This window comes from Nocardiopsis nanhaiensis (assembly GCF_054778635.1).
Genome location: NZ_BAAGZJ010000016.1, coordinates 86,584 through 109,590, shown reverse-complemented (window position 1 = coordinate 109,590; position 23,007 = coordinate 86,584). Strand labels below are relative to the sequence as shown.

The following is a 23,007-nucleotide window of genomic DNA, read 5'->3' as shown; positions in this document are numbered from 1 at the left end:
AGCGGGTCAAGGTGGAGCGCCGTTGACGCGCGAAGCGCTCGATGGCGACGACCTTGAGGCGCGCAGCGGAGACGGCCACAATCGGGCGGCGGGAAAGGAGGACACCCCAGCCAACAGGGCAACCCCAGGATCGCCTACATGCTCGAACACGGCGCGCTCCCGCAGTGGATGAAGGTCGTCCGACAACAGCGGGAACAGGCTGAACGGACCCCCAGCGCACCCGAGACTCCCAGTGCGCTCGGGTCAGACCCTCCGGTCGCGACCCGCCCAGAAGGCGACCACCGTCTGTGCCAGGGCCAACCCGCCCACCAGAACCAACACCAGGTCCGGGGACCCCGTGATCTGGATGAGGGCACCTGCCGCCGCGGGACCGCCCGCGGCGAGGAGGTAACCCATGGACTGGGCCATCCCCGACAGGCGGGTGGTCTCCGACTGGCTCCGGCCGCGGAGGCCGATCAGGGCGAGCGCGACCACGATCGAACTGCCCGTGCCGGTTCCGGCGAGCAGGATCCACAAGAAGCCCCACTGCGGGACCCACAGCAGACCCGCCATCGCCACCAGGATGGCCAGGCTCACCGCGAGGCAGGCCGGGCGCTGCTCGGCTCTTCGGCCCATGAGGGCGGAGACGGCCAGCCCGGCGACCACCCCGGCGATCTGGAGCGCGAACAGGTGCCAACCGGCGGTCTCCGGGGGCACGCCCCGGGCAGTTTCCACGGACGGCAGCCAGTTGATGAGGGTGAAGAAGGCGGTCGACTGCAACCCCATGAACGCGGTGACCTGCCAGGCGGTCGCCGAGCGCCACACCGAGCCGGTGGGTTCGCTGGGGGTGCCGGTAGCGGAAGGGGCGGGCACGGCGGCTGGAATCCAGTGGGACCGGGCCGCCCAGAGCAGAAATGCGACCACCACCGGAACCGCCCACAGGCCGAGCGAGATCCGCCAGCCGCCCAGGGCCGCGGCGAGCGGAACCGCCAATCCGGCGCCAACGGCGGCGAACCCGGTCATCACCGAGGTGGACACGCCGGTGAACAGGGCGATCCTCTTCGGGTGGTCGCGCCGCAGGATCACCGGCACGAGAACGTTCCCGAAGGCCACTCCGGCGCCGATCATCGCGGTGCCGATCCACAGCGCGGGCATGGCCGGGAGGGAACGGATCGCGATCCCGGCGGCCAGTACGGCCAGCGCGGCCAGGAGCACGCGGTCCACACCCCAGCGCGCGGCCGGACCGTGGACGATCGAGGAGAACAGGGCGAAGCCCAGCAGGGGGAGTGCGGTCAGCAACCCCAATGCGCCGTCGGACAGTCCGGTGGTGGCGCCGATCTGTTCCAGGACCGGACCGACAGTGGTCAGGGCGGGGCGCAGGCAGGAGGCCACCAAGAGCAGCGCGCCCAGGGCGAGGAGGGCCCGGGGCCAGGTTCTGGGAGGGGCTACCACCGTGTCGTTCACGCCGTTCCGTTCCGACCGTCGCCGTCGACCACGGCGCTGATGAATCCCAGCTCGTCCGCGAGGGCGATCGCGCAGGTGCGTGCGCGATCGGGTACTCCGGCCTCGATCGCCGACAGCAGCCCTTGGTGCAGGTCGGTCAGGCCCTGTTCTTCCGGGAGGGTGGTGGTGCGGCGGATGGACTCGACCACGTTCTCCCTGAGGGCGTCGTAGAGCCTGGTGAGCAGGGGGTTGCCCGCGGCCTCGACCACGGCGCGGTGGAAACGGGAGTCGGCGTCCACGTAGGCGGTGGCGTCGTCGGCGTGTTCGGCCGCGGACCGCTCGGAGAGGGCGTCGCGCATCGCCGCCAGATGTTCGTCGGTGCGCTGGCGCGCGGCGCGTTCGGCGGCGGCCACCTCCAGAACGCCGCGCACGTCCAGGACGTGTTCGAGTTCGGTGCCGCCGCCCTGCCCGAGCAGGGTCGTGAGCTCGTCGCTGGCGCGCACGTAGGTGCCGTCGCCCACGCGGGGCTCCAGCAATCCGGCCAAGGTGAGTGCGCGCAGTGCTTCGCGGACGGTTCCCCGGCTGACCCCGAGTTCCTGGGCGAGATGCTTCTCGCCGGGGATGCGGCCGTGGACTGGCCAGTCGCCGTCGGCGATGCGCTCCCGGAACCGCTTGCTGACCTGCACGACCAAGGGCTCGCCTCGGGTGGGTTGGGTGGTCGGCGCCACGGTCTCACCCCTCTAAATGTCCGACATTTACACGGAGCCTAGAGGGTGCAGCGGACCGTGCACAAGAGGCCGACCCGAACCGGGACAGCACGGAGCCCCGCCACCCCGGGACGAATCCAAGGGGTGGCGGGGCTCCGTGCACAATCTCTGCGCCCCGGCCCTACCGGGGTCCAGGACCTAGGCCTGCGGTGCGCGGCGCGGGCGCCGTCCGCGCTGTGAGGAACCCCCACGCGAGCCGCCACCGGAACCGCCTCGGTAGCCGCCGCCGCGCGGGCCGCGCTGGCGGTTCTCGCGACGGGGCTCGGCAGGCAGGGCCACCGGCACACCCGACGGCGCGCGGGCGCCGGTCACGCGGGCCAGTTCCGGGTCGTCGGCCTGGACCTGGGCGGTCTGCGCGTCGATCCGGGCGCGGTGCATCAGACGGGTCATGTCGCGCCGCTGGTTGGGCAGTACGAGCGTGACCACGTTGCCGGACTCGCCAGCGCGGGCGGTGCGCCCGCCCCGGTGCAGGTAGTCCTTGTGGTCCGTGGGCGGGTCGATGTTGACGACCAGGTCCAGGCCGTCCACGTGGATGCCGCGCGCGGCGACGTTCGTGGCGATCAGCGCGGTGACCGTGCCCTCCTTGAACTGCTTGAGGGTACGGGTGCGCTGGGGCTGGGAACGGCCGCCGTGCAGCGGGGCCGCTCGGACACCGCTGTTCAGCAGGTGCTGGGCCATCCGGTCCACGGCGTGTTTGGTGTCCAGGAACATGAGCACCTGGCCGTCCCGGGCCGCGATCTGGGTGGCGGTCGCCTGCTTCTCCGCGTGGGACACGTGCAGGACGTGGTGCTCCATGGTGGAGACCGCGCCCTCGGACGGGTCGACCGAGTGGACGACGGGGTCGTTGAGGAAGCGGCGCACCAGCTGGTCCACGTTCCGGTCCAGGGTGGCCGAGAACAGCATCCGCTGCCCGGTGGTGGGCACCTGCTCCAGGATCGCGGTGACCTGCGGCATGAAGCCCATGTCGGTCATCTGGTCGGCCTCGTCCAGGACGACGTTCTCGACCTGGTCCAGTACACAGTCGCCGCGCTCCATCAGGTCGCGCAGGCGGCCCGGGGTGGCGACGAGCAGCTCGACACCCTGACGCAGGGCGCGGGCCTGGCGGTGGATGGGCATGCCGCCCACCACGGTCGCCATGCGCACCCGCACCGATCGGGCGTAGGGCGTGAGGGAGTCGGTGACCTGCTGGGCGAGCTCGCGGGTGGGAGCGAGGACCACGGCCAGCGGGCGGTGCGCATCGGCGCTGCGGCCGTCGAGGCGGGAGAGCAACGCGAGCCCGAAGGCCAGCGTCTTGCCGGAGCCGGTCTGGCTTCGGCCGAGGACGTCCCGTCCGGCCAGTGAGTTCGGCAGCGTGGCCGCCTGGATCGCGGACGGGGTGGTCAGACCCTGGCGGGCCAGCGTCGACTTCAGCGGCGCGGACATCTCCAGGTCCTGGAAGTCGTGGACCGGGTCGAGCCCGGGGTTGACAGTGACGGGGAGCGCGAACTCTCCGCCGGAATGGCCGCCGCCGCGGCCTTGGTAGCCGCCGGAGCGGCCGCCGCGGCCCTGGTAGCCGCCGCCGCGCCGGGGTCCGTCGAAGGAACGGCGGGGGCGCTGACGGCCGTAGGGGGCGGGGCCGTTGGAGGAGCGGCCGCGGCGCTCGTTGGTGCGAGCTTGGTTCATGTGAGACCTTTCGCCGACGGCGCGTGCCGGGCGGGAAGCCCTCGGGGCTTCAAAATGAGGCACCGGATGTGCGCCGGAGGAAATACTTCGAGATCCACGGCCCGCACGGAGAACCCGGGGTCGTGGCGGATGACCGGTGCCAGTCGGAAAACGACGGCCAGAAAACCGGTCCGGTAAATCAAGAAAACGGCCAGGGGCCCGGCGCCCTGAGGGCGGGCCCCTGCCGCTTAACGAGCTTCAGCTCGGTTAGATCAGGGTGATGTTGTCGGCCTGGAGGCCCTTGGCGCCCTGGGTGACGTCGAACTCCACCGCCTGGCCGTCCGCGAGCTCGCGGTAGCCGTTGGCCTGGATCGCCGAGTAGTGGGCGAAGACGTCAGCGCCGCCGCCGTCCTGCTCGATGAAGCCGAAGCCCTTGTCGCCGTTGAACCACTTGACCTTGCCAGTCGCCATGGATGTACCTCTCGTTCGGGAGCATAGAAGAAAACCGCGGTCTGACGATTTTCCCGTCACCGCGGTGATCCCCCGAAAACGATGCAAATCCAAAACGGGAACCACGACTGCAACTCCTCTGAACCTAGCACAGGATGTTCTTGCTGTCTGAAAAATTCGGTGTGTCACAAGGCACCGCCACACGTGGTAACGAACGGGTGCGGAAATCCGTTCACCCCGGGTTTTCCGGGGAGGGCCGGGAGTACCCGGGGTGCTGTTCGTCAGTGAGCGTGTCGTTCTCCTCCACCTCGAGGTCGTCGAAGCGGGTGCTCGCGGTCCGGGGCGATCCGATCAGGTAACCGGCGCGGGCCATCGCGGAACCGCCGACCGCCGTCGTCGCGAGCTGGATGAAGACGGCGAGGCCCACCTTGATGGCGTTCTCCCACGACGGGTAGTGCAGGAACAGGCCGACCAGCACGAGCCCGGTACCCAGGGCGCCGGAGATCGTCAAGGCGTTCAGCCGGGTGTAGACGTCGGGCATCCGGATCACGCCGAGGGCCCCCACGAGGAACACCAAGGAGCCGAGGAGCATGACCGCGCCGCCGATGTCGTCGAGGTTCATCGTTTGCCTCCAGCGGTCAGACGGGCCAGCGAGATGGCGGCGAGGAGCCCCACCAGGGTGGCGACCAGGACCACGTCGACGAGCAGCGAGCTCGGCAGCAGGGCACCCAGCAGGGCGATCAGGCTCACGAACCCGTAGAAGACCAGGTCGGACCCGGCGCCCCGGTCGGCGCCCGTGGGGCCGAGCAGGACTCGGTAGACGGCGATGATCATGGCCGCGATGATGACGACCATGGCCATACCGGCGAAGCTCACCAGCGTTTCCCCCCTTCGTCTCGTTCCAGGTCCTCAGGACGTGGCGGGACCCCCTTCGGCCGGGTCGCCCTCAGTACCTGGTCCTCCATCAGGTGGACCTCGTGCAGGACTGTCCTGTGGTCCCGGGCGAACACGGCGTGCACCCACACCGTCGCCGGATCGTGGCGCGCGGCCACGGTGATGGACCCGGGTGCGAGCGAGATGAGGTTGGCCATGACGCTGATCTCGAAGTCGGTCCGGCAGCGCAGGGGCACCTCGACGAACGCCGGGGTCACCGAACTGCCCGGGGTGAGGATCTCCCACCCCACTCGGAGTGATCCGGCCACGAGGTCGTAGACCAGGTAGACGGGGAGCCACAGCATCCCCAGGAGCCAGACCAGAACGCTTTTCACGGTCATCGAAGCACCGCCTCGACGTAGGTGGACGTGTCCAGGAGGTTGGCGGCCGCCTGCCCGCTCAGGTCCAGCAGTACCTGGGCGCCCAGCCCGATGCACAGGGTCAGTGCGGCCAGCACCAGGCCGGGGAGCAGCAGGGCCGGCCGAACCCGGGGCGGGTCTTCCGTCCGGGTCTCGGTCGCGGTGCCGGTACCGCCGGTGCCCTGCGCTGGGACGTCGCCCCGGACACCCTCGGACCCGTTCTCCTCTGCCTTCTCCTCGGGCGGTTTTCCCCAGAACACGCTGCCCCAGATCTTCAGCATGGACATGAGGGTGAAGAGGCTGACCGCGACGGCTACCAAGGCCGCCGCCCACTCACCGGCCTGGAACGAACCCGCGACCAGGGTGAGCTTGGCGACGAAGCCGGAGAAGGGTGGGAGCCCTGCCAGGGACAGTGCCGCGGCCATGAACACCAGGGCGAGGAGGGGTTCTCGTCTGGCGATGCCGCCGAGCCGGTCCAGTGCTCCGGTGCCGTGGGTGTGTTCGATGGCGCCGGTGGATAGGAACAGCGAGGCCTTCACGATCATGTGGTGGATCAGGTAGAAGATGCCCGCCATGAGCCCGAGCTGGGTGAAGAGCGCGACGCCCAGCAGGATGTACCCGATCTGGCTGATCATGTGGAACACCAGGATCGACCGCGTCGTGTTCTCGCCCACGGCACCGAGCACCCCGATCACCATGGTCAGTGAGAACGCGAGCACCCCGATCCACAGGAACCGTGAGTCGCCGTCGAAGGCGAGTGCGTACAGGCGGTAGATCGCGTAGATCGCCACCTTGGTGTGCAGCCCGGAGAACAGGGCGGTCACAGCGACCGACGTGCCTGTGTACGTACGGGTCAGCCAGCCGTGCACGGGCACGACTGCGGCCTTGACCGACAGCGCGAGGATGACCACGCCCATGCCGACCGCCACCATCGGCGACTCCTTGGCCGCACCGGCCAGCTCACCCAGGTGCACGGTCCCGGCGGCGCCGTAGACCAGGGCCACACCCGCGAGGAAGATCGTGGACGTCAGCAGGTTGAGCATCACGTAGATGCGCCCGGCCCCGATCCGCCCGGTCGAGCCCAGCATGGTGAGCAGCCCGTAGGCGGGCAGCAGCATGACCTCGATGAACACGAACAGGTTGAACAGGTCGCCGGTCATCAGGGCCCCGGAGACACCGGCGGACAGGACCAGCACCAGCGCCCGGAAGTAGGAGGCCCGGTCGTCCCCGACGGCGATGGAGAAGGCACCGCACACCAGGACCAGGAGCGACGTGGTCCAGAGCATCAGCGCGCTGAGGGTGTCCACGACCAGGGGGATGGCGACCCCGTCCGGCCACAGGGCCACGTTGTGGGCGAGGATCTCCCCGTCCCGGGTGATCCACAGCAGACCGGTGCTCGCCGCCAGGCCCAGCGCGCTGGGGGCGAGCATCAGTGTGCGGGAGAACCAGGTCGGCAGGGGAAGGAGGACCAGGACGGCCGCGACGGCCAGGGGCACGGCGACCAGGAGGGAAAGGAGCGCGGTCGTCATGAGGCGTCCTCGGTCTCGTCGTCGGCCTTGGTGGCGGCCAGCGTGAGCAGGTAGATCGTGATCGAGAAGGCGATGACGATCGCGGTCAGCACGAAGGCCTGCGGCAGCGGGTCGGCGGCGTCCTCCGGCCGGGTGTAGCCCAGGAGGGGTTGGTTGCGCTGGTAGGCACCGCCCGCGGACATGAGCATGAGGTTCACCCCGTGTCCCAGGAGCACGAAGCCCAGGACGATCCGGACCGTGCCCCTCTGGAGGATCAGGAAGACCGCGCCGGCGATCAGGACACCGACGGTGAGCGGGAGGGTCATCGTGTGTCTCCGTTCTCCTCGTTCCTGTGCGGCGGCTCCGGTTCCTCGGGCGGTCCCGCCGCCCTACGCGGTGACCCTGGCCCGGACGGTCCGGCCGCGCCGACTGCCCCTGCCACGGTGATGGTCGGAGGCTGGTCCGCCGTAGGCTGCATGGTTCCGACCGTGGAGTCGCCCGGTGCGGTCTCATCCATGCCGAGTTGGTTGAGGGCGGTCAGTACGACGCCGACGACGCCCAGATAGACGCCGACGTCGAACACCAGCGCAGTGGTGAAGTGGTACTCCTCGCTGCTCCAGGGCAGCGGGATGTAGGAGTCCAACGGGCGCAGGAACGATCCGTCCAGGAAGCCGAGAAGACCCGAGACGAGGGCGATGGCGACACCGCCGCCGATGATCCTGGGATAGGAGAGGTGGATCCGGGCGACCGAAGCGCTGGGTGCCGCCAGGTACACCAGGGCGAAGCCCGCCCCGCCGACCAGGCCGGCGATGAACCCGCCACCGGTGTCGGTGTGGCCGCGCAGCATCAGCGTCAGCGACCAGAACACGATCAGCGGCAGCAGGACGAATGCCACGGAGCGCATGATCAGAGTGTTGTTGTCCGCGTCGAAGACGGCGCTCGACCGGCCGACGACGATCTTGCGGTCCTTGTGCGGGGGCAGCAGGCCGCTGGAGTTGAGTACAGCGATGATGATCAGCCCGGCCACCCCCAGGACCACCAGTTCGCCCAGGGTGTCCAGGGCCCGGTAGTCCACCAGGATCGTGTTGACCACGTTGGTGCCGCCGGTGTCCTCCTCGGAGTTCTCCAGGAAGTAGTCCGCGGCGGCGGAGCGTTCCCTGCGCCCGGTCAGGAAGTAGGTTCCCAGCGCCGCCGAAGCACCGGCTGCGACAGCGACGAGACCGGTGACCGCCACTCTGGCCGGGGGCATCTTCTGGAACCGGCGGGGCCGGCGCCGGAGCGCCAGGACGGCGATCACCACGGTGAGGATCTCGACGACCAGCTGGGTGAGGGCCACGTCGAAGGCCCCCAGCATGAAGAGCCACAGCGCGACGGTGAACCCGCCGACGCCGACCAGGACCAGACCGGCCATCCTCGAGCGGGTCGCGACGGCGCCGAGAACGGCGGTGACCGCGAGTGCGACCAGCAACCAGTCGTACGGGTTGGTGGTGGCATCGGGCTGCTCGGGCACGTCCAAGCCGACCAGCGACACCGTGGCGCCGAGGGCGACGACCAACAGGATCGGCATGGCCAGGTGGCGCGTGGGCCCGTCGGAGCGGGTCAGGTCCCCGGTGCGGCGACCCAGGTCGATGACGCCCTGGTGGAGGGTCTCGAACACGTTGACGCCCTCCACAGGGAGGAGCCTGCGCCCGGCCAGGCGGTCCCCTGAGGCGGTCCACCACACCAGCAGCGCACCCAGGGCGAGCGCGGCCAGCGACATGAACAGATCCGGGCTGAGGCCGTGCCACAGGGTCAGGTCGGCTTCGGCGGCCTGACCGGTGGCGTCTTCGGCGACCTCCTCCGCCACGGGGTTCAGGACCGGGACGCCCAGCCCCAGCGCGAGCCCGGTGGCCCCCGCGGCCGCGGGGGCTCCGTAGAAGGCCAGCCCGGCTTCCTTGGGCGAGAGGTCCGGCTGGTGCGGTCGGCCCCAGAACGCGCCGTGGACGAAGCGGTAGGAGTAGGCGACGGTGAAGACGGAGGCGACCACGGCCGCACCGCCGGCGACCACACCGGTCCACTCGGGCCCGGGCGCCTCCAAGAGCCCCTTGAACACGTTCTCCTTGCTGACGAAGCCCAGCAGCGGTGGCACCCCGGCCATGGACAGTACCGCCAGGACGGAGACGGCGGCCGTGATCGGCATCCTCTTGCGCAGGCCGCCCAGCTCGCGCAGGTCGCGGGTGCCGGTCTGGTGGTCCACTACCCCGACCACCATGAAAAGCGCGGACTTGAACAGCGAGTGCGCGAAAACGTGCACGGCGGCGCCGATGAGGGCGGCGTCGTTGCCCACGCCGATCGCAGCCACCATGAGGCCGAGCTGGCTGACAGTGGAGTGGGCTGCCAGCTTCTTGAGGTCGTACTGCTGCAGGGCGAAGACCGCGCCGATGATCGCCGTGACCAGGCCGACGGGGATGAGGAGGGAGTTCCACAGCGGGAGTTCGGCGAAGGCGGGGCTGAACCGCATCAGCAGGAAGATGCCCGCCTTGACCATCGCGGCCGCGTGCAGGTAGGCGCTCACCGGAGTGCTCGCCGCCATGGCGTCGGGGAGCCAGTAGTGGAACGGGAACTGCGCGGACTTGGTGAAGGCGGCCAGGATCACCAGGGCCGCGACCCCGGAGGCGAACTCCGGATCCTCGCCCCACACCGGGTCGGCCAGGATCACGCTCAGCTGGGTGGTGCCCGCGTGCAGGGCCATGAGTACCACCGCGGTCATCAGCGCCAGTCCGCCCACGACGGTGAGCAGGAAGGTGCGGATCGCGGGGCGGCTGCCGGAGGGGCCGGACAGGCCGATCAGGTAGAACGACGCGATCGTGGTGAGTTCCCAGAACACGAAGAGCAGCACCACGTCGTCGGCGAGGACCAGGCCGGTCATCGCGAACGCGAAGAAGGTCATCAGCGCGTAGAAGCCCAGCCTGGGGCCGACCGGGAAGTAGCGCGTCGAGTAGACCATGATGAGCCCGCCGACAGCGGTCACCAGCAGGGAGAAGAGCCAGCCGATCCCGTCCATGCGCAGGCGCAGTTCGACCCCGACCTCGGGCATCCAGGGCTGGACGAACTCGATCGTGTTCCCGGCGCCGAGGATCTGTGGGGCTTGTGCGAGGACCATCCCGGCCAGCGCCATGAGCACGACCGCGAGTGGCCATCCCGTGTCACGGCCGAGGAAGCGGTTGAGCGGGAACACGGCGAGCAGGGCGGCGGCGAGGACCAGAAGCAGTATCGGAAGTACCACGTCACCGTCATTTCAGTTTGGGGCGTCCCCCTAGTCGACACAGTGCAAAGGGGACGTCCGAGGCTGAATTGCCGTCGTTTGCAAGTTTTTTTACGAATTATTTGGGTGTGTATGTGAGCTGTTGGAGAACGGCGGCTCATCGCCGCCGGTTGGCCCCAGTCCTGCCGTCGACTGTGTCTTCCCGGCCAGAGGGCGTCGGTGGTGGTGCGGTGAAAGCGCACCGGCGTCGCCGGAAAGGACGGTAGGAGGGGCGTCAGATACCACCCGGTCACCCCGGAGTGGTCTCCCAGGCGACCTCGGGGGCCGCCAAGCCTCGTTGTACCCGGAGAATAACAAGGCCCGCACGTGTCGAAAAGCCCGCCGCACGATCGGGTGGGAATCGCCACCGCTGGCGTTCGGGAGGTTTAACCCTGCGGGCAAGAGGTGAGGGCGGCCCCCGAACCGGTGTATCCGGTGGGAGGGCCGCCCTCGACGGTGCGGAACAGGCCCGGTCAGGGGCGCTGCCCCTGGTCCGTCGGAGCCTCCTCCGACGTGGCCGCGAGATCGTCGAACTGCGTATTCTCGACCGGCTTCACACCGGTCAGGTATCCGGCCCGGGCGATGGCGTTGCCGCCGACCGCGGCGGTCGCCAACTGGATGAGCAACGCGAGACCGATCTTGATCGCGTTCTCCACCGACGGGTAGTGCAACAGCAGGCCGAGCAGGAGCAGGGCCGTGCCGAGGGCACCGGCGATGGTGACCCCGCTCAGCCGGGCGTAGAAGTCCCGGAGCCGGATGAGGCCGACAGAGCCGATCAGGAACACCACGGCCCCGGCGATCATGCACCCGAGTCCCACCATCTCCAACGGGCTCATCGCGTACCTCCGGTGATCAGTCGGGCCAGGGACAGTGCGGCCATGAAGCCGAGTAGGGCGCACACCAGCACGATGTCGACGACCAGATCGGTGTCCAGCCGGTAACCCAGCATGGCCACCAGGCCGACGAAGCCGAAGAAGACCACGTCAGAGGCGGCCCCCCGGTCGGCGGGCGAGGGCCCGGTCAGGATCCGGTACGCGGCGATGACCATGGCCACCACGATCGCGGCCAGACCGATGTCGATGAACTCCATCAGTTCTGTCCTCCCTCGACCAGGGTGTCCTCAGAGGAGCCCTTCCTACGGGTCACCGCCAGGATGTGGTCCTCCATCACGCGGATGTCGTTCTGGAAGGACTCCCGGTCCTCCACGTACAGCCCGTGCACCCACAGAGCGGCGGGTTCATGGCGCACGGCCACGGTCACCGTCCCCGGGGTCAGGGAGATCAGGTTGGCCAGCAGGGTGGTCTCGAAGTCCGTCCGGCAGCGGACGGGAATCTCGACGAAGGCCGGGGCCGACGCGCTCCCTGGGGTCACGATGTCCCACATGACCCGGAAGGAGGACTTGACGATCTCCCATCCCGCGTAGACGGGGAACCAGAGCAGTCGTAGTGCCCACATCAGGTTGGTCATCGTCCCAGCACCGCCTCGACGTATCCGGAAGTGTCCATCAGGCCGGCCGCGGCCTGAGCGCTCAGGCTGAGCAGGACTTGAGCTCCGAGCCCGATGCACAGGGTGGTCACGGTCAGGATCAGGCCCGGGATGAGCAGGGAGGGCCGCACCTTGGGTTGGGTACGGGTCTCGGTGACGGTGGAGCCGTTGCCTCCCACCGTCACGGGGACCTCACCGCTGTCGGATTCGGGCTCCTTACCCCAGAAGACCCCGCCCCAGATCTTGAGCATCGACATCAGCGTGATGAGGCTCACCGCGATCATCACCGCCATGGCGGTCCACTGCTGGGCATCGACGGCCGCGACGACCAGGGTGAGCTTGGCGACGAAGCCGGAGAAGGGTGGGAGCCCTGCCAGGGACAGCGCCGCGCCCATGAACACCAGGGCGAGGAGGGGTTCTCGTCTGGCGATGCCGCCGAGCCGGTCCAGTGCTCCGGTGCCGTGGGTGTGTTCGATGGCGCCGGTGGACAGGAACAGCGAGGCCTTCACGATCATGTGGTGGATCAGGTAGAAGATGCCCGCCATGAGCCCCAGCTCGGTGAAGAGCGCGACGCCCAGCAGGATGTACCCGATCTGGCTGATCATGTGGAACACCAGGATCGACCGCGTCGTGTTCTCGCCCACGGCCCCCATCACACCGATGAGCATGGTGAGGGTGAACACCACCATGCCGATCCACAGGAACTGGGCGTCGCCGTCGAAGGCGAGCGCGTACAGGCGGTAGATCGCGTAGATCGCCACCTTGGTGTGCAGGCCGGAGAAAAGTGCCGTGATGGCCGGGGACGTGGCCGGGTAGGTCCGGGCCAGCCACCCGTGTACGGGCACGACCGCGGCCTTGATCGACAGCGCGAGGATGACCACGCCCATGCCGACCGCCACCATCGGCGACTCCTGCGCCGCACCGGCGAGCTCGCCCAGGTGTACGGTTCCTGCCGCGGCGTAGACCAGGGCCACGCCCGCGAGGAAGATCGTCGAGGTGATCAGGTTGACCGTGACGTAGATCCGTCCGGCCTTCAACCGTCCCAGGGCACCGAGCATCGCCAGCAGCCCGTAGGAGGGCAGCAGCATGACCTCGATGAACACGAACATGTTGAAGAGGTCGCCGGTGATCAGGGCACCGGACACGCCCGCCGTCAGGATCAGGACCAGCGGTGAGAAGAAGGTCTGCTTGTCGTCGCCGGTGGCGATCGCGAAGGCCGAACACACCAGTGCCAGCAGGGCGGTCGTCCACAGCATCAGGGCGCTGAACACGTCCGCTACGAACGGGATCGCGATCCCGTCCTGCCACAGGCTCACGTTGTGGGCGACGACGGTGCCGTCCCGGGTGAGCCAGATCAGCCCACCGCCGGCGAGCATCGCCGCCCCGCTCGGGGCGAGCAGGATGGTCCGGCGCAGCCACAGCGGGCCGGGCAGGATGATCAGCAGCGACGCCGCCACGAGCGGTACCGCGGCGAAGAGAGGTAGCAGCGCGGGGATCATGAGGCGTCCTCGGTGTCGTCATCGCTGCCGGAGGCGGCGAGTGTCAACATGTACATCGAGATGGAGAAGGCAATGACAATCGCGGTCAGCACGAACGCCTGCGGAAGCGGGTCGCCCGCGGTCAGCTCGGTACCGAACTGGAGCAGCGGCTGGTCCCGGCGGAACACGCCGCCCGCGGACATGATCAGCAGGTTGACGGCGTTTCCGATCAGGATCAGGCCGAGAACCATGCGGACCATGCCGCGCTGGAGCATCAGGTAGACGCCGCCGGCGACCATGACGCCGATGGTGATGGCGAGGGTCATCGGTTACCTCCGGTAGTGGAGCTGTCCAGGGCCGAGACATCCGATCCGGTGTCCTGGGCCACTGATTCAGGCGGTGCTTCACCGTTCGAGCGCGAACCCCGCTCGAGCCCGAGTTCGTTGAGCGCGGTGAGCAGCACACCGACGACCGCCAGGTACACGCCGACGTCGAAGATGAGCGCTGTCGTGAAGTGGAACGATTCGCCCCAGGCCAGCGGGATGTCGGCGTGCAGCGGCCGCAGGTACGAGCCGTCGACGTAACCGAGGAAGCCCGAGAACAGGGCCACGAGGAAGCCGGCGCCGATGATCGCCGGGTAGGCCAGGCGGATCCGCGCGGCCTTGTCGCTGGACGAGGCCAGGTAGAGCAGTGCGAACGCCGAGCCCCCCACGAGACCGCCGATGAAACCGCCGCCGGGCTCGTTGTGGCCGCGGAACAGCAGGTACAGCGACCAGATGATCAGCAGCGGTACCAGGAAGCGGGCGACCGTACGCATGAGCACGGTGTTGTCGAAGGGGTTGAACGAGGCGTTCGTGGAGCTCACGACCACCTGGCGGGACGAGTGGCTGGGCAGCAGGTTGCTGGACCTGATCACCGCGATGATGATCAGGCCGGCCACACCGAGGACGATCACTTCGCCCAGGGTGTCGAAGGCCCGGTAGTCCACCAGGATCGTGTTGACCACGTTGGTGCCGCCGGTGTCCGCCGGGGCGTTGGCGAGGAAGTACTCACCGGCCGGCGAGAGCTCGCGGCGCCCCGTCATCGCGTATGCGGCCACACCGGCGGTGAGGCCGGCGCCGATCGCGATCGCCGCGGTCAGGACCGTGCGGCTCCGCTTCACCTTGTGGAAGCTGCGGGGCAGGCGGCGCAGCACCAGGACCGCGACGACCACCGTCAGGATCTCCACCAGGAGCTGGGTCAGGGCGACGTCGAAGGCGCCCAGGAAGAACAGCCACAGGGCGACCGTGAACCCTGCCACACCGATGAGGGCGAGGCCCGCCATCCGCGATCGGGTCACTACGGCGGCGCCGACCGCGACGACCATCAGGGCCACCAGCAGCCAGTCCAGGCCGAGCGAGGTCTGACCAGCCAAGGGCGGCAGGTCGAGGCCGATGACGGCGACGGACGCGGCCATCACCAGGATGAGGATGATCGGCGAACCCAGGTGGAAGGCCGGGGAGTCGGTCCGGGTCAGGTCGCCGGTCCGCTTGCCCGCCCGGATGACGCCGTCGTACAGCGACTCGAAGACCTGTACGCCGGTGACAGGGACGAGGACGCGGCCGGTCAGTGCCTCACCGGAGCGGCTCTGCCAGGCCAGCAGCGCACCCAGCCCGATGGCCAGGGCGGACATGCCCAGTGCGGCGTTGAAGCCGTGCCACAGGAGCAGGTGGGCGTCGGAGGCCTGGTGGGTGGCGTTGACGGCCACCTCGTTGACCAGCGGGTCGAGGGCCGGGACGGTCAGACCCAGCAGCACGCCGCCGAGGGAGGCCGTGATGGCCGGGAGCCAGAAGCTGGACCGGGCCTCGGTGGCGGTGCTCTCCTTCGCCTCGCCTCGGGGCTCGCCCCAGAACGTCCCGTACACGAAGCGGAACGAGTACGCGAAGGTGAACGCTGCGGCGCCGACAGCGACCGCTCCGGCCAGTGGACCGAACCACACCGGTCCGGGGGCCCCGAGAAGGGACTCGAAGAGGTTCTCCTTGCTGATGAAGCCCAGCAGGGGCGGGATACCCGCCATGGACAGCGCCGACAGTGCCGCCACGGTCGCGGTGACGGGCATCCGTTTGCGCAGGCCGCCGAGCTGGCGCAGGTCACGCGTACCGGTCTGGATGTCGACCAGGCCGACGACCATGAACAGGGCGGACTTGAACAGGGCGTGTGCCACGGTGTGCACGGCAGCGGCGACCAGGGCCTCCGGGGTGCCCACACCGATGACGGCGACCAGGAGACCGAGCTGGCTCACCGTGGAGAAGGCGGCCAGCTTCTTGAGGTCCTGCTGCTGGAGCGCGAAGATCGCGCCGATCACCGCGGTGATGAGACCGAAGGTGATGAGCAGGGCGTTCCAGAGGAACAGGTCGCCGAAGGCCGGAGAGAAGCGCATGGCCAGGTAGATCCCGGCCTTGACCATCGCGGCCGCGTGCAGGTAAGCGCTGACCGGTGTGCTCGCCGCCATGGCGTCGGGCAGCCAGTAGTGGAACGGGAACTGCGCCGACTTCGTGAACACGGCGATGATGACGAGCACCGCGACCAGGGACGCGAACCCGGTGTCCTGGGTCCATGTCGTGTCCGCGAGGATCACGCTGACCTGCGTGGTCCCGGTACGGACGATGAGCAGGACGGCCGCCGCCAGTAGGGCGAGCCCGCCCATGGCGGTGAGGAGGAAGGTCCGGATCGCCGGGCGGCTCGCCGTCACCCCGGAGAGGCCGATCAGGTAGAACGACGCGATCGTGGTGAGCTCCCAGAACACGAAGAGCAGCACGACGTCGTCGGCCAGTACGAGACCGGTCATCGCCGCGGCGAAGAGGGTCATCAGGAAGTAGAAGCCGAGCCTGCGGCCGGGCGGGAAGTAACGGGCCGAGTACGCCATGATGAGCGCGCCGATCCCGGTAACCAGCATGGTGAACAGCCAGCCGAGGCCGTCCATCCGCAGGTGGAACTCGACCCCGATCTGCGGCATCCAGGGCTGGGAGTACTCCAGGGGAACCCCGGAGCCCAGTACCTGCGGGGCCTGTGCGGCCACCAGCGCGGTCAGGGCCAGGAATACCAGGGCGATCGGCCAACCGGCGTTACGCCCCAGCAACCTGTCTAGTAAAGGGGTGCTCGCCACGGTCACGGCGAGCACGATGAGGAGAAGCAGCAGCACCACGCCACTGTCCTTTCACGGCCTTGGCGTCGCGCGGACGGGGACAACGGCTGCCCAGGGGCGGCTTCGCCGTTCGCGCGATGACACGGATAGGAGGTGGAAGAGGGGGTTCAGCGTCTTAGGGGGGTTCAGCAGTGCCCGGGCGGGCAAGAGCTGAGTTCACCGTGGGCGTTGGTGCCCCAGGACGTGGTGTAGCCGTTGGTGCCGTGCGGGCGCGGGTTGCCGATCGGGAGCTTGTACAGCTCGCCGAAACGGCTTCGGCGTTGAGAACGCGAAGCTGCCGTGCAGTTTGGGGTCATGCGGAGTGCTCCGGATATGGGTCGGTTGGGACGCCGACCAGTCTTCCCGGCACACCTGTGGCGCGTGTGGCGCCGCGCCTATGTTCGCTGATGGTGGTGCTTATGTCCAGTTCAGCGAGTCTCTTTACCTTGGGGTTGGGAGCTTCGATAGGCAATGGTTTCTCCATACTGTATACAAAGATAGTGCGGATGAACACACCCGAACTGAAGGCTGTCTGCTCAGGGGGAGGCAGGATGAAACGTGGTCCTTGCTTGGTCTGGTCCGATCCTGCTCACAGGCGTAGAGTTTCGCGAGGTGTGCCGGGAAGACTGGTCGGCGAAGGCGTTCTCTCCTACTCGAAACCAGGTGTCCCATGCCGGAGACCACCCTGCGGGGTGCGCGTGTCTACCGCTCAGAAGCCGCCGAGAGGACCGTCCGGGAATGGTGCCGGGGGCGGCTGGACGAGTATCCGGGCCTCTCGGGTGTGTCTGATATCACCAGCGCCATCGGCCTGACCCGCGCGGTCCGGCTGGCGGGCGGTTCCGGGACGCCGGTGGTGTTCCTCAGCGGTACCAACTTCAACAGCGCCCTCAGCGCCGGTTCTGCGTCCGTGATGTGTCCGGACCGCGAGGTGGTTCTGGTCGACCTGCCGGGGCAACCCGGCCTGAGCTGCGGTCTCCGACCGAAGGCCCATCGTGCAGCGGCCTATGGTGCATGGTTCGAGGAGGTCCTCCCCAAGCTGGTGGACCGGCCGGTGATCGTCCTCGGCCATTCTCTGGGCGCCGCCGTGGCCCTTGCCTCGAAACCGTCCCCGCTGGTGAGGGGGATGGTGCTGATCGGCCCCGCGGGACTGACCGGGGCCGCCATGTCATCGGAGCTGATGCGGGTGACCCTGCCCTGGATGATCGGCCCGGGCGATGACAAGAGCACGAGGCTGCTGAACTTCATGAGTGGGCCCGGCTTCCAGCACCCGGTCCATCCCTACGCGGGGTGGATGACGATGGTCGGCAAGTACTGCCGGACCAGCTTGGCCCCCGGCCCGCTCCCGGTGGAGTCGCTGCTGCCGTGGCAGAAACAGAACGTCACTGTGGCCACGGGTTCCGACGATGTGTTCTTCTCCTCAGCCCGCCTGCACGGCCCCGCCCGGCGGTTCCTGGACACCGACGTCCACGTCCTGGAAGGCTGCGGGCACCTGGCCCCCTACGAGTCACCAGACAAGGTCGCTGAACTGGTCCGTCGCGCTGAGGCCGTGGAGTAGTTACTCCCTACCCACGGGGTCAGTAGACCAGGAAGCTGCTGGCTGGGCCCGCTGGGTTGCGCTCGCTGGGGGTATTGGGTCTGCCGGGGTATTGGGGCCGTGGTCTTGTGCGGGTGGTTTCCCCGTTTCCTGCCGCCCGATGGTGGCCGTCTCCGCTGCGCGCCTCAAGGTCGTCGCCATCGAGCGCTTCGCGCGTCAACGGCGCTCCACCTTGACCCGCTTCGCTACGACGGCGGGTCGGCGGCTATCACGAAACGGGGGACGTGTGGTCGGGGTAGCGATGGGCCCCTTCGGGGCCAGAAGGGCCCCACAGCACAAGCACGGCTTGGGTCGGTGCCTGCCACTGCGCCGGAGCGTTGCCGGGTCGGGTGTCGCGGCCGGTCCATGTGTGCGGCGAAAAAGGAACTGAGAAACCTGGAATTCCAGGTGGGTATAAATGCCGAACCAGGCGGCCTGAAATAGGCGACCGAAAAGGGCAACTTCGGATCATTCGACGGAATCACTTCCGAAGTTACCGCCGGCAACACTCCCTTTCTTGGGTTGTTTCGTTTACCATAGAAGAATGGCGATCTCTCCTGAAGCACCCACCACCACCGGGCACACCCCGGTGGATACCGCGGTGGCCGCTGCCCGGGACGAGACCACCGCCTTCTTCGACCGCGACGTGCCCCTGGGGGCGGCGGGTGAGGTGCTGGACCAGGCCACCCGGGTGTGGGAGCACCTCGACCAGATCAAAGTCAGCATGGCCGCCCGTCTGGCGCAGCTGGAGGCCACCGGGCAGCTGTTGGAGCAGGGCGGGCAGAAGAGCCTGCAGGCGTGGCTGCGCCACGCCTTCGGCATTCCCGCCGCCCAGGCCAACGACCTGGCCCTGATCGGGCGCGCCGAATTCCGCCAGGACATGGCCCCCACCCTTCAGGCGCTGCACTCCGGGGTTCTGTCGGTGGGTGAGGCCGCCGCCGTCATCAAGGGCGCCGACGCCGGGGTGGAGAAAAGGCAGAAGGGCGACCACCCCGATGCGGAGCTGTTCCGCGCAAAAATGGAATGCGGCATCCTGGACTTCAAAGAGTCGCGCCCCAACATGTCGGTGGGCCAGATCACCCGTTTCGCCCACCAGCTGTGCCTGAGCCTGAACCCGGGCAAGGTGGAGGCCGACCACGAGGCCGCCCACGCCGCCCGGGGCGCCCAGCTGGTCACCACCTTCGACCGCACGTTCCTCTTCCAGGTGTGGGGCTCGCCCGCTGACGCTTTGAGGGTTCAGGTGGCTCTGGACAACTTCCAGGTGCCCTTCCACCCCCAGGACGGGCTGTCCAAGTACGAGCGCACCTACGACGCGCTGATGTCCGCGTTGGGGTTCGCCCAGTCCCACCAGGGGTGCCAGACCCCGAGCACGGCGACGGCGTTGATCAACATCACCGTGCCCGCCACGTCCCTGGCCGGGGACGAGACCGCTGAAGACTCCGGGCCAGCCACCACCGACACCGGGCAGGTGGTGCCGATCTCGGTGGTGCGTGAGTTGATCGGTCAGAGTTGGGTGCGCCGCCTGGTCATCGAGCAGAAGAGCGGGCAGGTGTTGGACGTGGGCCGCTCGTGCCGGTTGGCCCCGCCCAAGATCCGGGCGGCCGCTTTCCACGGCCACACTTCCTGTGCTTGGCAGCACGGGTGCGATGTGCCGCTGCCCTGGACGCAGGCTGATCACATCGTGGAGTTCTGGCAGGGCGGCACCACCAGCGCCACCAACATCCAACCGCTGTGCGCGACCCACAACCAGATCAAGCACCGGTGGGCGGTGCGCACCGACCGCCGGATGTGGTCGGGCCGCACCCGAGGCCGCACCGGAAACCGGGATGGGGATGGGGACGCGGATGCGGGTGGGGATGGGGACCCAGCCCCAGCACCGGACCCGTAACCATCCACCCCCGCCCCCAATCACCGCGCTTGCGCCGGGTCTCTACCCCCCGCACGCCCAGGCCCCGACCCGGCCCCTGGCCCCGCCCTGCCTTCGGGGTGCCGTTCCCGGCCCTCGACCCCCGCCATCCCGGGGGGTGAGCCCTGGTCCTAGAGTCACGCTCGCCCCTGTTTTTGCCTCCAACAGGGGGGTTCACCCACGCCCAGGTTCCGACCGGCCCCCAGACACCAGCCCCCACCCACCGGCCGGGGGCCGCCACACACCATGACCAGCCGCGACACCCAACCCGGCAACGCTCCGGCGCAGAGGCAGGCATCGGCCCCCGGGCCGAGGGGTTCGCCACGCACCATGACCGGCCGCGACACCCAACCCGGCAACGCTCCGGGGGAGTGGCGATTGACGGCCGCCAGGCCGTGCTTGTGCCGTTGGGCCCTCCGGGCCCAACGGGCCCCATCGCTACCCCGACCACACCTCCCCCGTTTCCTGATAGCCGCCAACCCGCCGTCGTAGCGAAGCGGGTCAAGGTGGAGCGCCGTTGACGCGCGAAGCGCTCGATGGCGACGACCTTGAGGCGCGCAGCGGAGACGGCCACCATCAAGCGGCAGGAAACGGGGAAACCACCCGCACAAGACCACGGCCCCACGGGCAAACCCACGGGCATCCCTACCTGACCCCACAGCTCTGCGCCGCCCTGACTCCCGCGCCTGCCTCGAGCCCCGTCCCCGCCCTGACTCCCGCGCCTGCCTCGAGCCCCGTCCCCGCCCTGACTCCCGCGCCTGCCCCGGGGCGCGTCCCGACCTGACCCTCACTCCAGCCCCGGATCGTATCCAGCCCCGGATCGTATCCAGCCCCGGATCGTATCCAGCCCCGAGGCCCACTCCCGCCCTGAACCGCATCCCGCCTGTCCCTCCTCTACGCCGTCGCTTTCCATTGACAAGTTGAGATTCGCGAGTCAATCTTGTCAATGACAAGTTTGCTCCGCTGAAGGGTCTGCCATGGCACCTCTCATCACCCTCATATCCGTCGCTCTGCTGCTCGGGTGTGCCGGTGCCCTGGGAGTCCGGTCGCTGCGCCCGTGGCGGGTTCCCTTGCGTGGGGGACTCGCCGCCATGTTCGTCCTGACCGGGGTGGTCCACTTCGTCTTTATGCGGGACGAGCTGATCGCGATGGTTCCGCCGCAGCTCCCCGCCCCGGGCTTACTGGTGACCGTCACCGGTGTGCTCGAACTCGCGGGGGCGGCGGGCCTGCTGTGGGGCCGGACCGCCCCTTGGGCCGCTGGCGGATTGACCCTGCTGCTCATCGCCATGTTCCCGGCCAATGTGTACGCGGCGCTCGAAGGCCAGAGCGCTATGGCCAGCGACTCGCTTCTGGCGAGGACCCTGCTCCAAGTGCTCTTCGTGGTCGCGACTCTCGCAGTCGTGGTCGAACACGTCCGACGGCGGAACAGGGATTCGCGCGAGGACGACCACATCGGCAGAGACACGCCCTGAGAACCCGTGCGGGCCGACCCGTGGCCGACCCGCACGTGCTGACCGTCTCTTTTAGCTCGCCCCTGTGGATCAGGCGCTAGCAGCGGCCTTGTCGTTCTTCTCACTGTTCTCGTCAGCCTGTAGTTCCGCGGGGTTGGCGGACTTGTGGGCGAAGGACACAGCGACGACGGAGATCACGGCGGTGAAGGTGAGGTACACGGCGATCGGGACCCACGAGTTGTCGAAGCGGGACAGCAGCCAGGTCGCGATCAGGGGAGCGGTTCCGCCGGCGAGGGCGGCACCGATCTGGTATCCGAGGGTGACCCCGGTGTAGCGCACGCGCGTGGAGAAGATCTCCGAGCTCAGGGTGCCGATGGTCGCGGTCACCGGCGCCCACAGGATGCCCAGTCCGATCACCGTGGCCAGGATCAGCATGAGGTTGCTGCCGGTCCCCAACATCAGGAAGTACGGCGCGGAGAAGAGGCCGAGCGACACCGCGCCGAACAGGTAGACGCGCTGGCGGCCGAAGGTGTCGGAGAGGCGTCCGGCGAGCGGAATGACGAGGGTCGCGACGATCGCCCCGATGGTCACCGCGTTGAGCGCGTTCGTGTTCTCGAAGGTCAGCGTTCCGGTCGCGTAGCTCACCACGAAGGTACCGAAGATGTAGAACGGCGCGGTCTCCACGACCTTCGCGCCCACGGCCACGATCACGGCCCGCCAGTGGTGGCGGAAGGTCTCGGCGACGGGCAGCTTGGAGACGTTGCCCTCCTCCTTGGCCTTCTTGAAGGTGGGGGTCTCGTCGATGCCCGCGCGGATCCACAGGCCGAGCAGGACGAGGACCACGCTGGCGACGAACGGCACTCGCCAGCCCCAGGTCTCGAACTGTTCGTCCGGTAGCAGCGACATGAGGGTGAGCGCCAGACTGGCCAGCAGCATCCCGGCGGTGATGCCCATCTGCGGCACACTGCCGAAGAAGCCGCGGCGGTTCTTGGGCGCGTACTCGTAGGCGAGCAGCAGCGCACCGCCCCATTCACCGCCGATGCCCAGACCTTGAACGATGCGCAGGAACACCAGCAGGATCGGCGCGAGGACGCCGATCTGGTCGTAGGTGGGCAGCAGGCCGATGAACATCGTCGCCACACCCATCAGGGTCAGCGTGATGATGAGCGTCTTCTTCCGGCCGATCCGGTCGCCGATGTGCGAGAACAGGATGCCGCCGAGCGGGCGGATGAAGAACGTCAGCGAGAACGTCAGGTACGACAGCATCAACGAGACGAGCGGGTCGTCCGAAGGAAAGAAGAGCTTGTTGAAGATCAGGGCGGCGGCGGTGCCGTAGAGGAAGAAGTCGAACCATTCGATGGTGCTTCCGGTCAGACTCGCCACCAGGACCTTGGTTCTTGGTGGTTTGGCCTGCGCGTTCGCCGCGCTCGTGCTCTCTGCGCTCAAGGGAGGGGCTCCAGTTCGGGACGGGGTCGCACGGGCGGGGGAGAGGGGACCCGTGAGTATGGCCTGGAGCCTAGGCCGGGGTGTCCGCCATCACCGTTGTCCGAACCGACGACATGGTGCGCGGGAGGGTGTCGCCGACGAC

21 protein-coding genes are annotated in these 23,007 nt (G+C 68.5%); 3 read left to right on the top strand and 18 right to left on the bottom strand.

All coding sequences use genetic code 11. The features are described from left to right. Window positions 1-243: 243 nt before the first annotated feature. The 17 genes from ACYVD1_RS10570 to ACYVD1_RS10490 form a co-directional block, all read right to left on the bottom strand. Window positions 244-1,443, bottom strand: coding sequence for an MFS transporter (locus tag ACYVD1_RS10570; RefSeq protein ID WP_460770775.1), 1,200 nt, complete (start codon window positions 1,441-1,443; stop codon window positions 244-246). Then, entirely contained in the window at window positions 1,440-2,150 is a 711-nt protein-coding gene (locus tag ACYVD1_RS10565) for a FadR/GntR family transcriptional regulator (protein ID WP_460770773.1), read from the bottom strand. Before ACYVD1_RS10565 ends, ACYVD1_RS10570 begins: the two co-directional genes overlap by 4 nt. 177 nt (window positions 2,151-2,327) lie before the next feature. Continuing rightward, window positions 2,328-3,851: a DEAD/DEAH box helicase gene (locus ACYVD1_RS10560; RefSeq protein WP_460770771.1), complete on the bottom strand. Its 1,524-nt coding sequence runs from the start codon at window positions 3,849-3,851 to the stop codon at window positions 2,328-2,330. 246 nt (window positions 3,852-4,097) lie between these two features. Next, entirely contained in the window at window positions 4,098-4,301 is a 204-nt protein-coding gene (locus ACYVD1_RS10555; RefSeq protein WP_460770769.1) for a cold-shock protein, read from the bottom strand. Window positions 4,302-4,512: 211 nt separating this feature from the next. Beyond that, the gene (gene mnhG, locus ACYVD1_RS10550) at window positions 4,513-4,902 is read right to left on the bottom strand and encodes a monovalent cation/H(+) antiporter subunit G (RefSeq protein WP_460770767.1); all 390 of its coding nucleotides are present in this window, start codon (window positions 4,900-4,902) and stop codon (window positions 4,513-4,515) included. Beyond that, a complete protein-coding gene (locus ACYVD1_RS10545) occupies window positions 4,899-5,141 on the bottom strand; it encodes a monovalent cation/H+ antiporter complex subunit F (protein ID WP_460770787.1) in 243 nt (80 codons plus the stop codon). The genes mnhG (ACYVD1_RS10550) and ACYVD1_RS10545 overlap by 4 nt, the downstream gene beginning before the upstream one ends. 11 nt (window positions 5,142-5,152) lie before the next feature. Continuing rightward, a complete protein-coding gene (locus ACYVD1_RS10540; RefSeq protein ID WP_460770765.1) occupies window positions 5,153-5,554 on the bottom strand; it encodes a Na+/H+ antiporter subunit E in 402 nt (133 codons plus the stop codon). Further along, window positions 5,551-7,101, bottom strand: coding sequence for a monovalent cation/H+ antiporter subunit D family protein (locus tag ACYVD1_RS10535; protein WP_460770762.1), 1,551 nt, complete (start codon window positions 7,099-7,101; stop codon window positions 5,551-5,553). Before ACYVD1_RS10535 ends, ACYVD1_RS10540 begins: the two co-directional genes overlap by 4 nt. Further along, window positions 7,098-7,406: a sodium:proton antiporter gene (locus ACYVD1_RS10530; RefSeq protein ID WP_460770760.1), complete on the bottom strand. Its 309-nt coding sequence runs from the start codon at window positions 7,404-7,406 to the stop codon at window positions 7,098-7,100. The genes ACYVD1_RS10535 and ACYVD1_RS10530 overlap by 4 nt, the downstream gene beginning before the upstream one ends. Continuing rightward, window positions 7,403-10,345 (bottom strand): DUF4040 family protein, encoded by a 2,943-nt coding sequence (locus tag ACYVD1_RS10525; protein WP_460770758.1) that lies wholly within the window; start codon window positions 10,343-10,345, stop codon window positions 7,403-7,405. The genes ACYVD1_RS10530 and ACYVD1_RS10525 overlap by 4 nt, the downstream gene beginning before the upstream one ends. 491 nt (window positions 10,346-10,836) lie before the next feature. Further along, window positions 10,837-11,199 carry a monovalent cation/H(+) antiporter subunit G gene (gene mnhG, locus ACYVD1_RS10520; protein ID WP_460770756.1) on the bottom strand — a complete coding sequence of 121 codons (363 nt, stop codon included), beginning with the start codon at window positions 11,197-11,199 and terminating at the stop codon, window positions 10,837-10,839. Next, the gene (locus ACYVD1_RS10515) at window positions 11,196-11,453 is read right to left on the bottom strand and encodes a monovalent cation/H+ antiporter complex subunit F (protein ID WP_460770754.1); all 258 of its coding nucleotides are present in this window, start codon (window positions 11,451-11,453) and stop codon (window positions 11,196-11,198) included. Before ACYVD1_RS10515 ends, mnhG (ACYVD1_RS10520) begins: the two co-directional genes overlap by 4 nt. Further along, window positions 11,453-11,830, bottom strand: coding sequence for a Na+/H+ antiporter subunit E (locus tag ACYVD1_RS10510; RefSeq protein WP_460770751.1), 378 nt, complete (start codon window positions 11,828-11,830; stop codon window positions 11,453-11,455). The genes ACYVD1_RS10515 and ACYVD1_RS10510 overlap by 1 nt, the downstream gene beginning before the upstream one ends. Then, on the bottom strand, window positions 11,827-13,347 hold the full coding sequence (locus tag ACYVD1_RS10505; protein ID WP_460770749.1) for a monovalent cation/H+ antiporter subunit D family protein: 1,521 nt from the start codon (window positions 13,345-13,347) through the stop codon (window positions 11,827-11,829). The genes ACYVD1_RS10510 and ACYVD1_RS10505 overlap by 4 nt, the downstream gene beginning before the upstream one ends. Next, window positions 13,344-13,652, bottom strand: a complete 309-nt coding sequence (locus ACYVD1_RS10500) for a sodium:proton antiporter (RefSeq protein ID WP_460770747.1) — start codon at window positions 13,650-13,652, stop codon at window positions 13,344-13,346. The genes ACYVD1_RS10505 and ACYVD1_RS10500 overlap by 4 nt, the downstream gene beginning before the upstream one ends. Further along, window positions 13,649-16,510 (bottom strand): DUF4040 family protein, encoded by a 2,862-nt coding sequence (locus ACYVD1_RS10495; protein WP_460770743.1) that lies wholly within the window; start codon window positions 16,508-16,510, stop codon window positions 13,649-13,651. Before ACYVD1_RS10495 ends, ACYVD1_RS10500 begins: the two co-directional genes overlap by 4 nt. 125 nt (window positions 16,511-16,635) lie before the next feature. Continuing rightward, window positions 16,636-16,806 carry a hypothetical protein gene (locus ACYVD1_RS10490; protein ID WP_460770740.1) on the bottom strand — a complete coding sequence of 57 codons (171 nt, stop codon included), beginning with the start codon at window positions 16,804-16,806 and terminating at the stop codon, window positions 16,636-16,638. 353 nt (window positions 16,807-17,159) lie between these two features. Here ACYVD1_RS10490 and ACYVD1_RS10485 point away from each other — a divergent pair, with 353 nt between their 5' ends. The 3 genes from ACYVD1_RS10485 to ACYVD1_RS10475 all read left to right on the top strand — a co-directional run bounded on the left by ACYVD1_RS10485 (window position 17,160) and on the right by ACYVD1_RS10475 (window position 21,440). Next, entirely contained in the window at window positions 17,160-18,044 is an 885-nt protein-coding gene (locus ACYVD1_RS10485; RefSeq protein ID WP_460770738.1) for an alpha/beta fold hydrolase, read from the top strand. 562 nt (window positions 18,045-18,606) lie between these two features. Beyond that, window positions 18,607-19,950 carry an HNH endonuclease signature motif containing protein gene (locus ACYVD1_RS10480; RefSeq protein WP_460770736.1) on the top strand — a complete coding sequence of 448 codons (1,344 nt, stop codon included), beginning with the start codon at window positions 18,607-18,609 and terminating at the stop codon, window positions 19,948-19,950. A gap of 995 nt (window positions 19,951-20,945) precedes the next feature. Further along, a complete protein-coding gene (locus ACYVD1_RS10475) occupies window positions 20,946-21,440 on the top strand; it encodes a DoxX family protein (protein ID WP_460770734.1) in 495 nt (164 codons plus the stop codon). 69 nt (window positions 21,441-21,509) lie between these two features. On the opposite strand, the gene ACYVD1_RS10470 is transcribed toward ACYVD1_RS10475, so the two are convergent. Beyond that, window positions 21,510-22,865 carry an MFS transporter gene (locus ACYVD1_RS10470; RefSeq protein WP_460770732.1) on the bottom strand — a complete coding sequence of 452 codons (1,356 nt, stop codon included), beginning with the start codon at window positions 22,863-22,865 and terminating at the stop codon, window positions 21,510-21,512. Window positions 22,866-23,007: the final 142 nt, after the last annotated feature.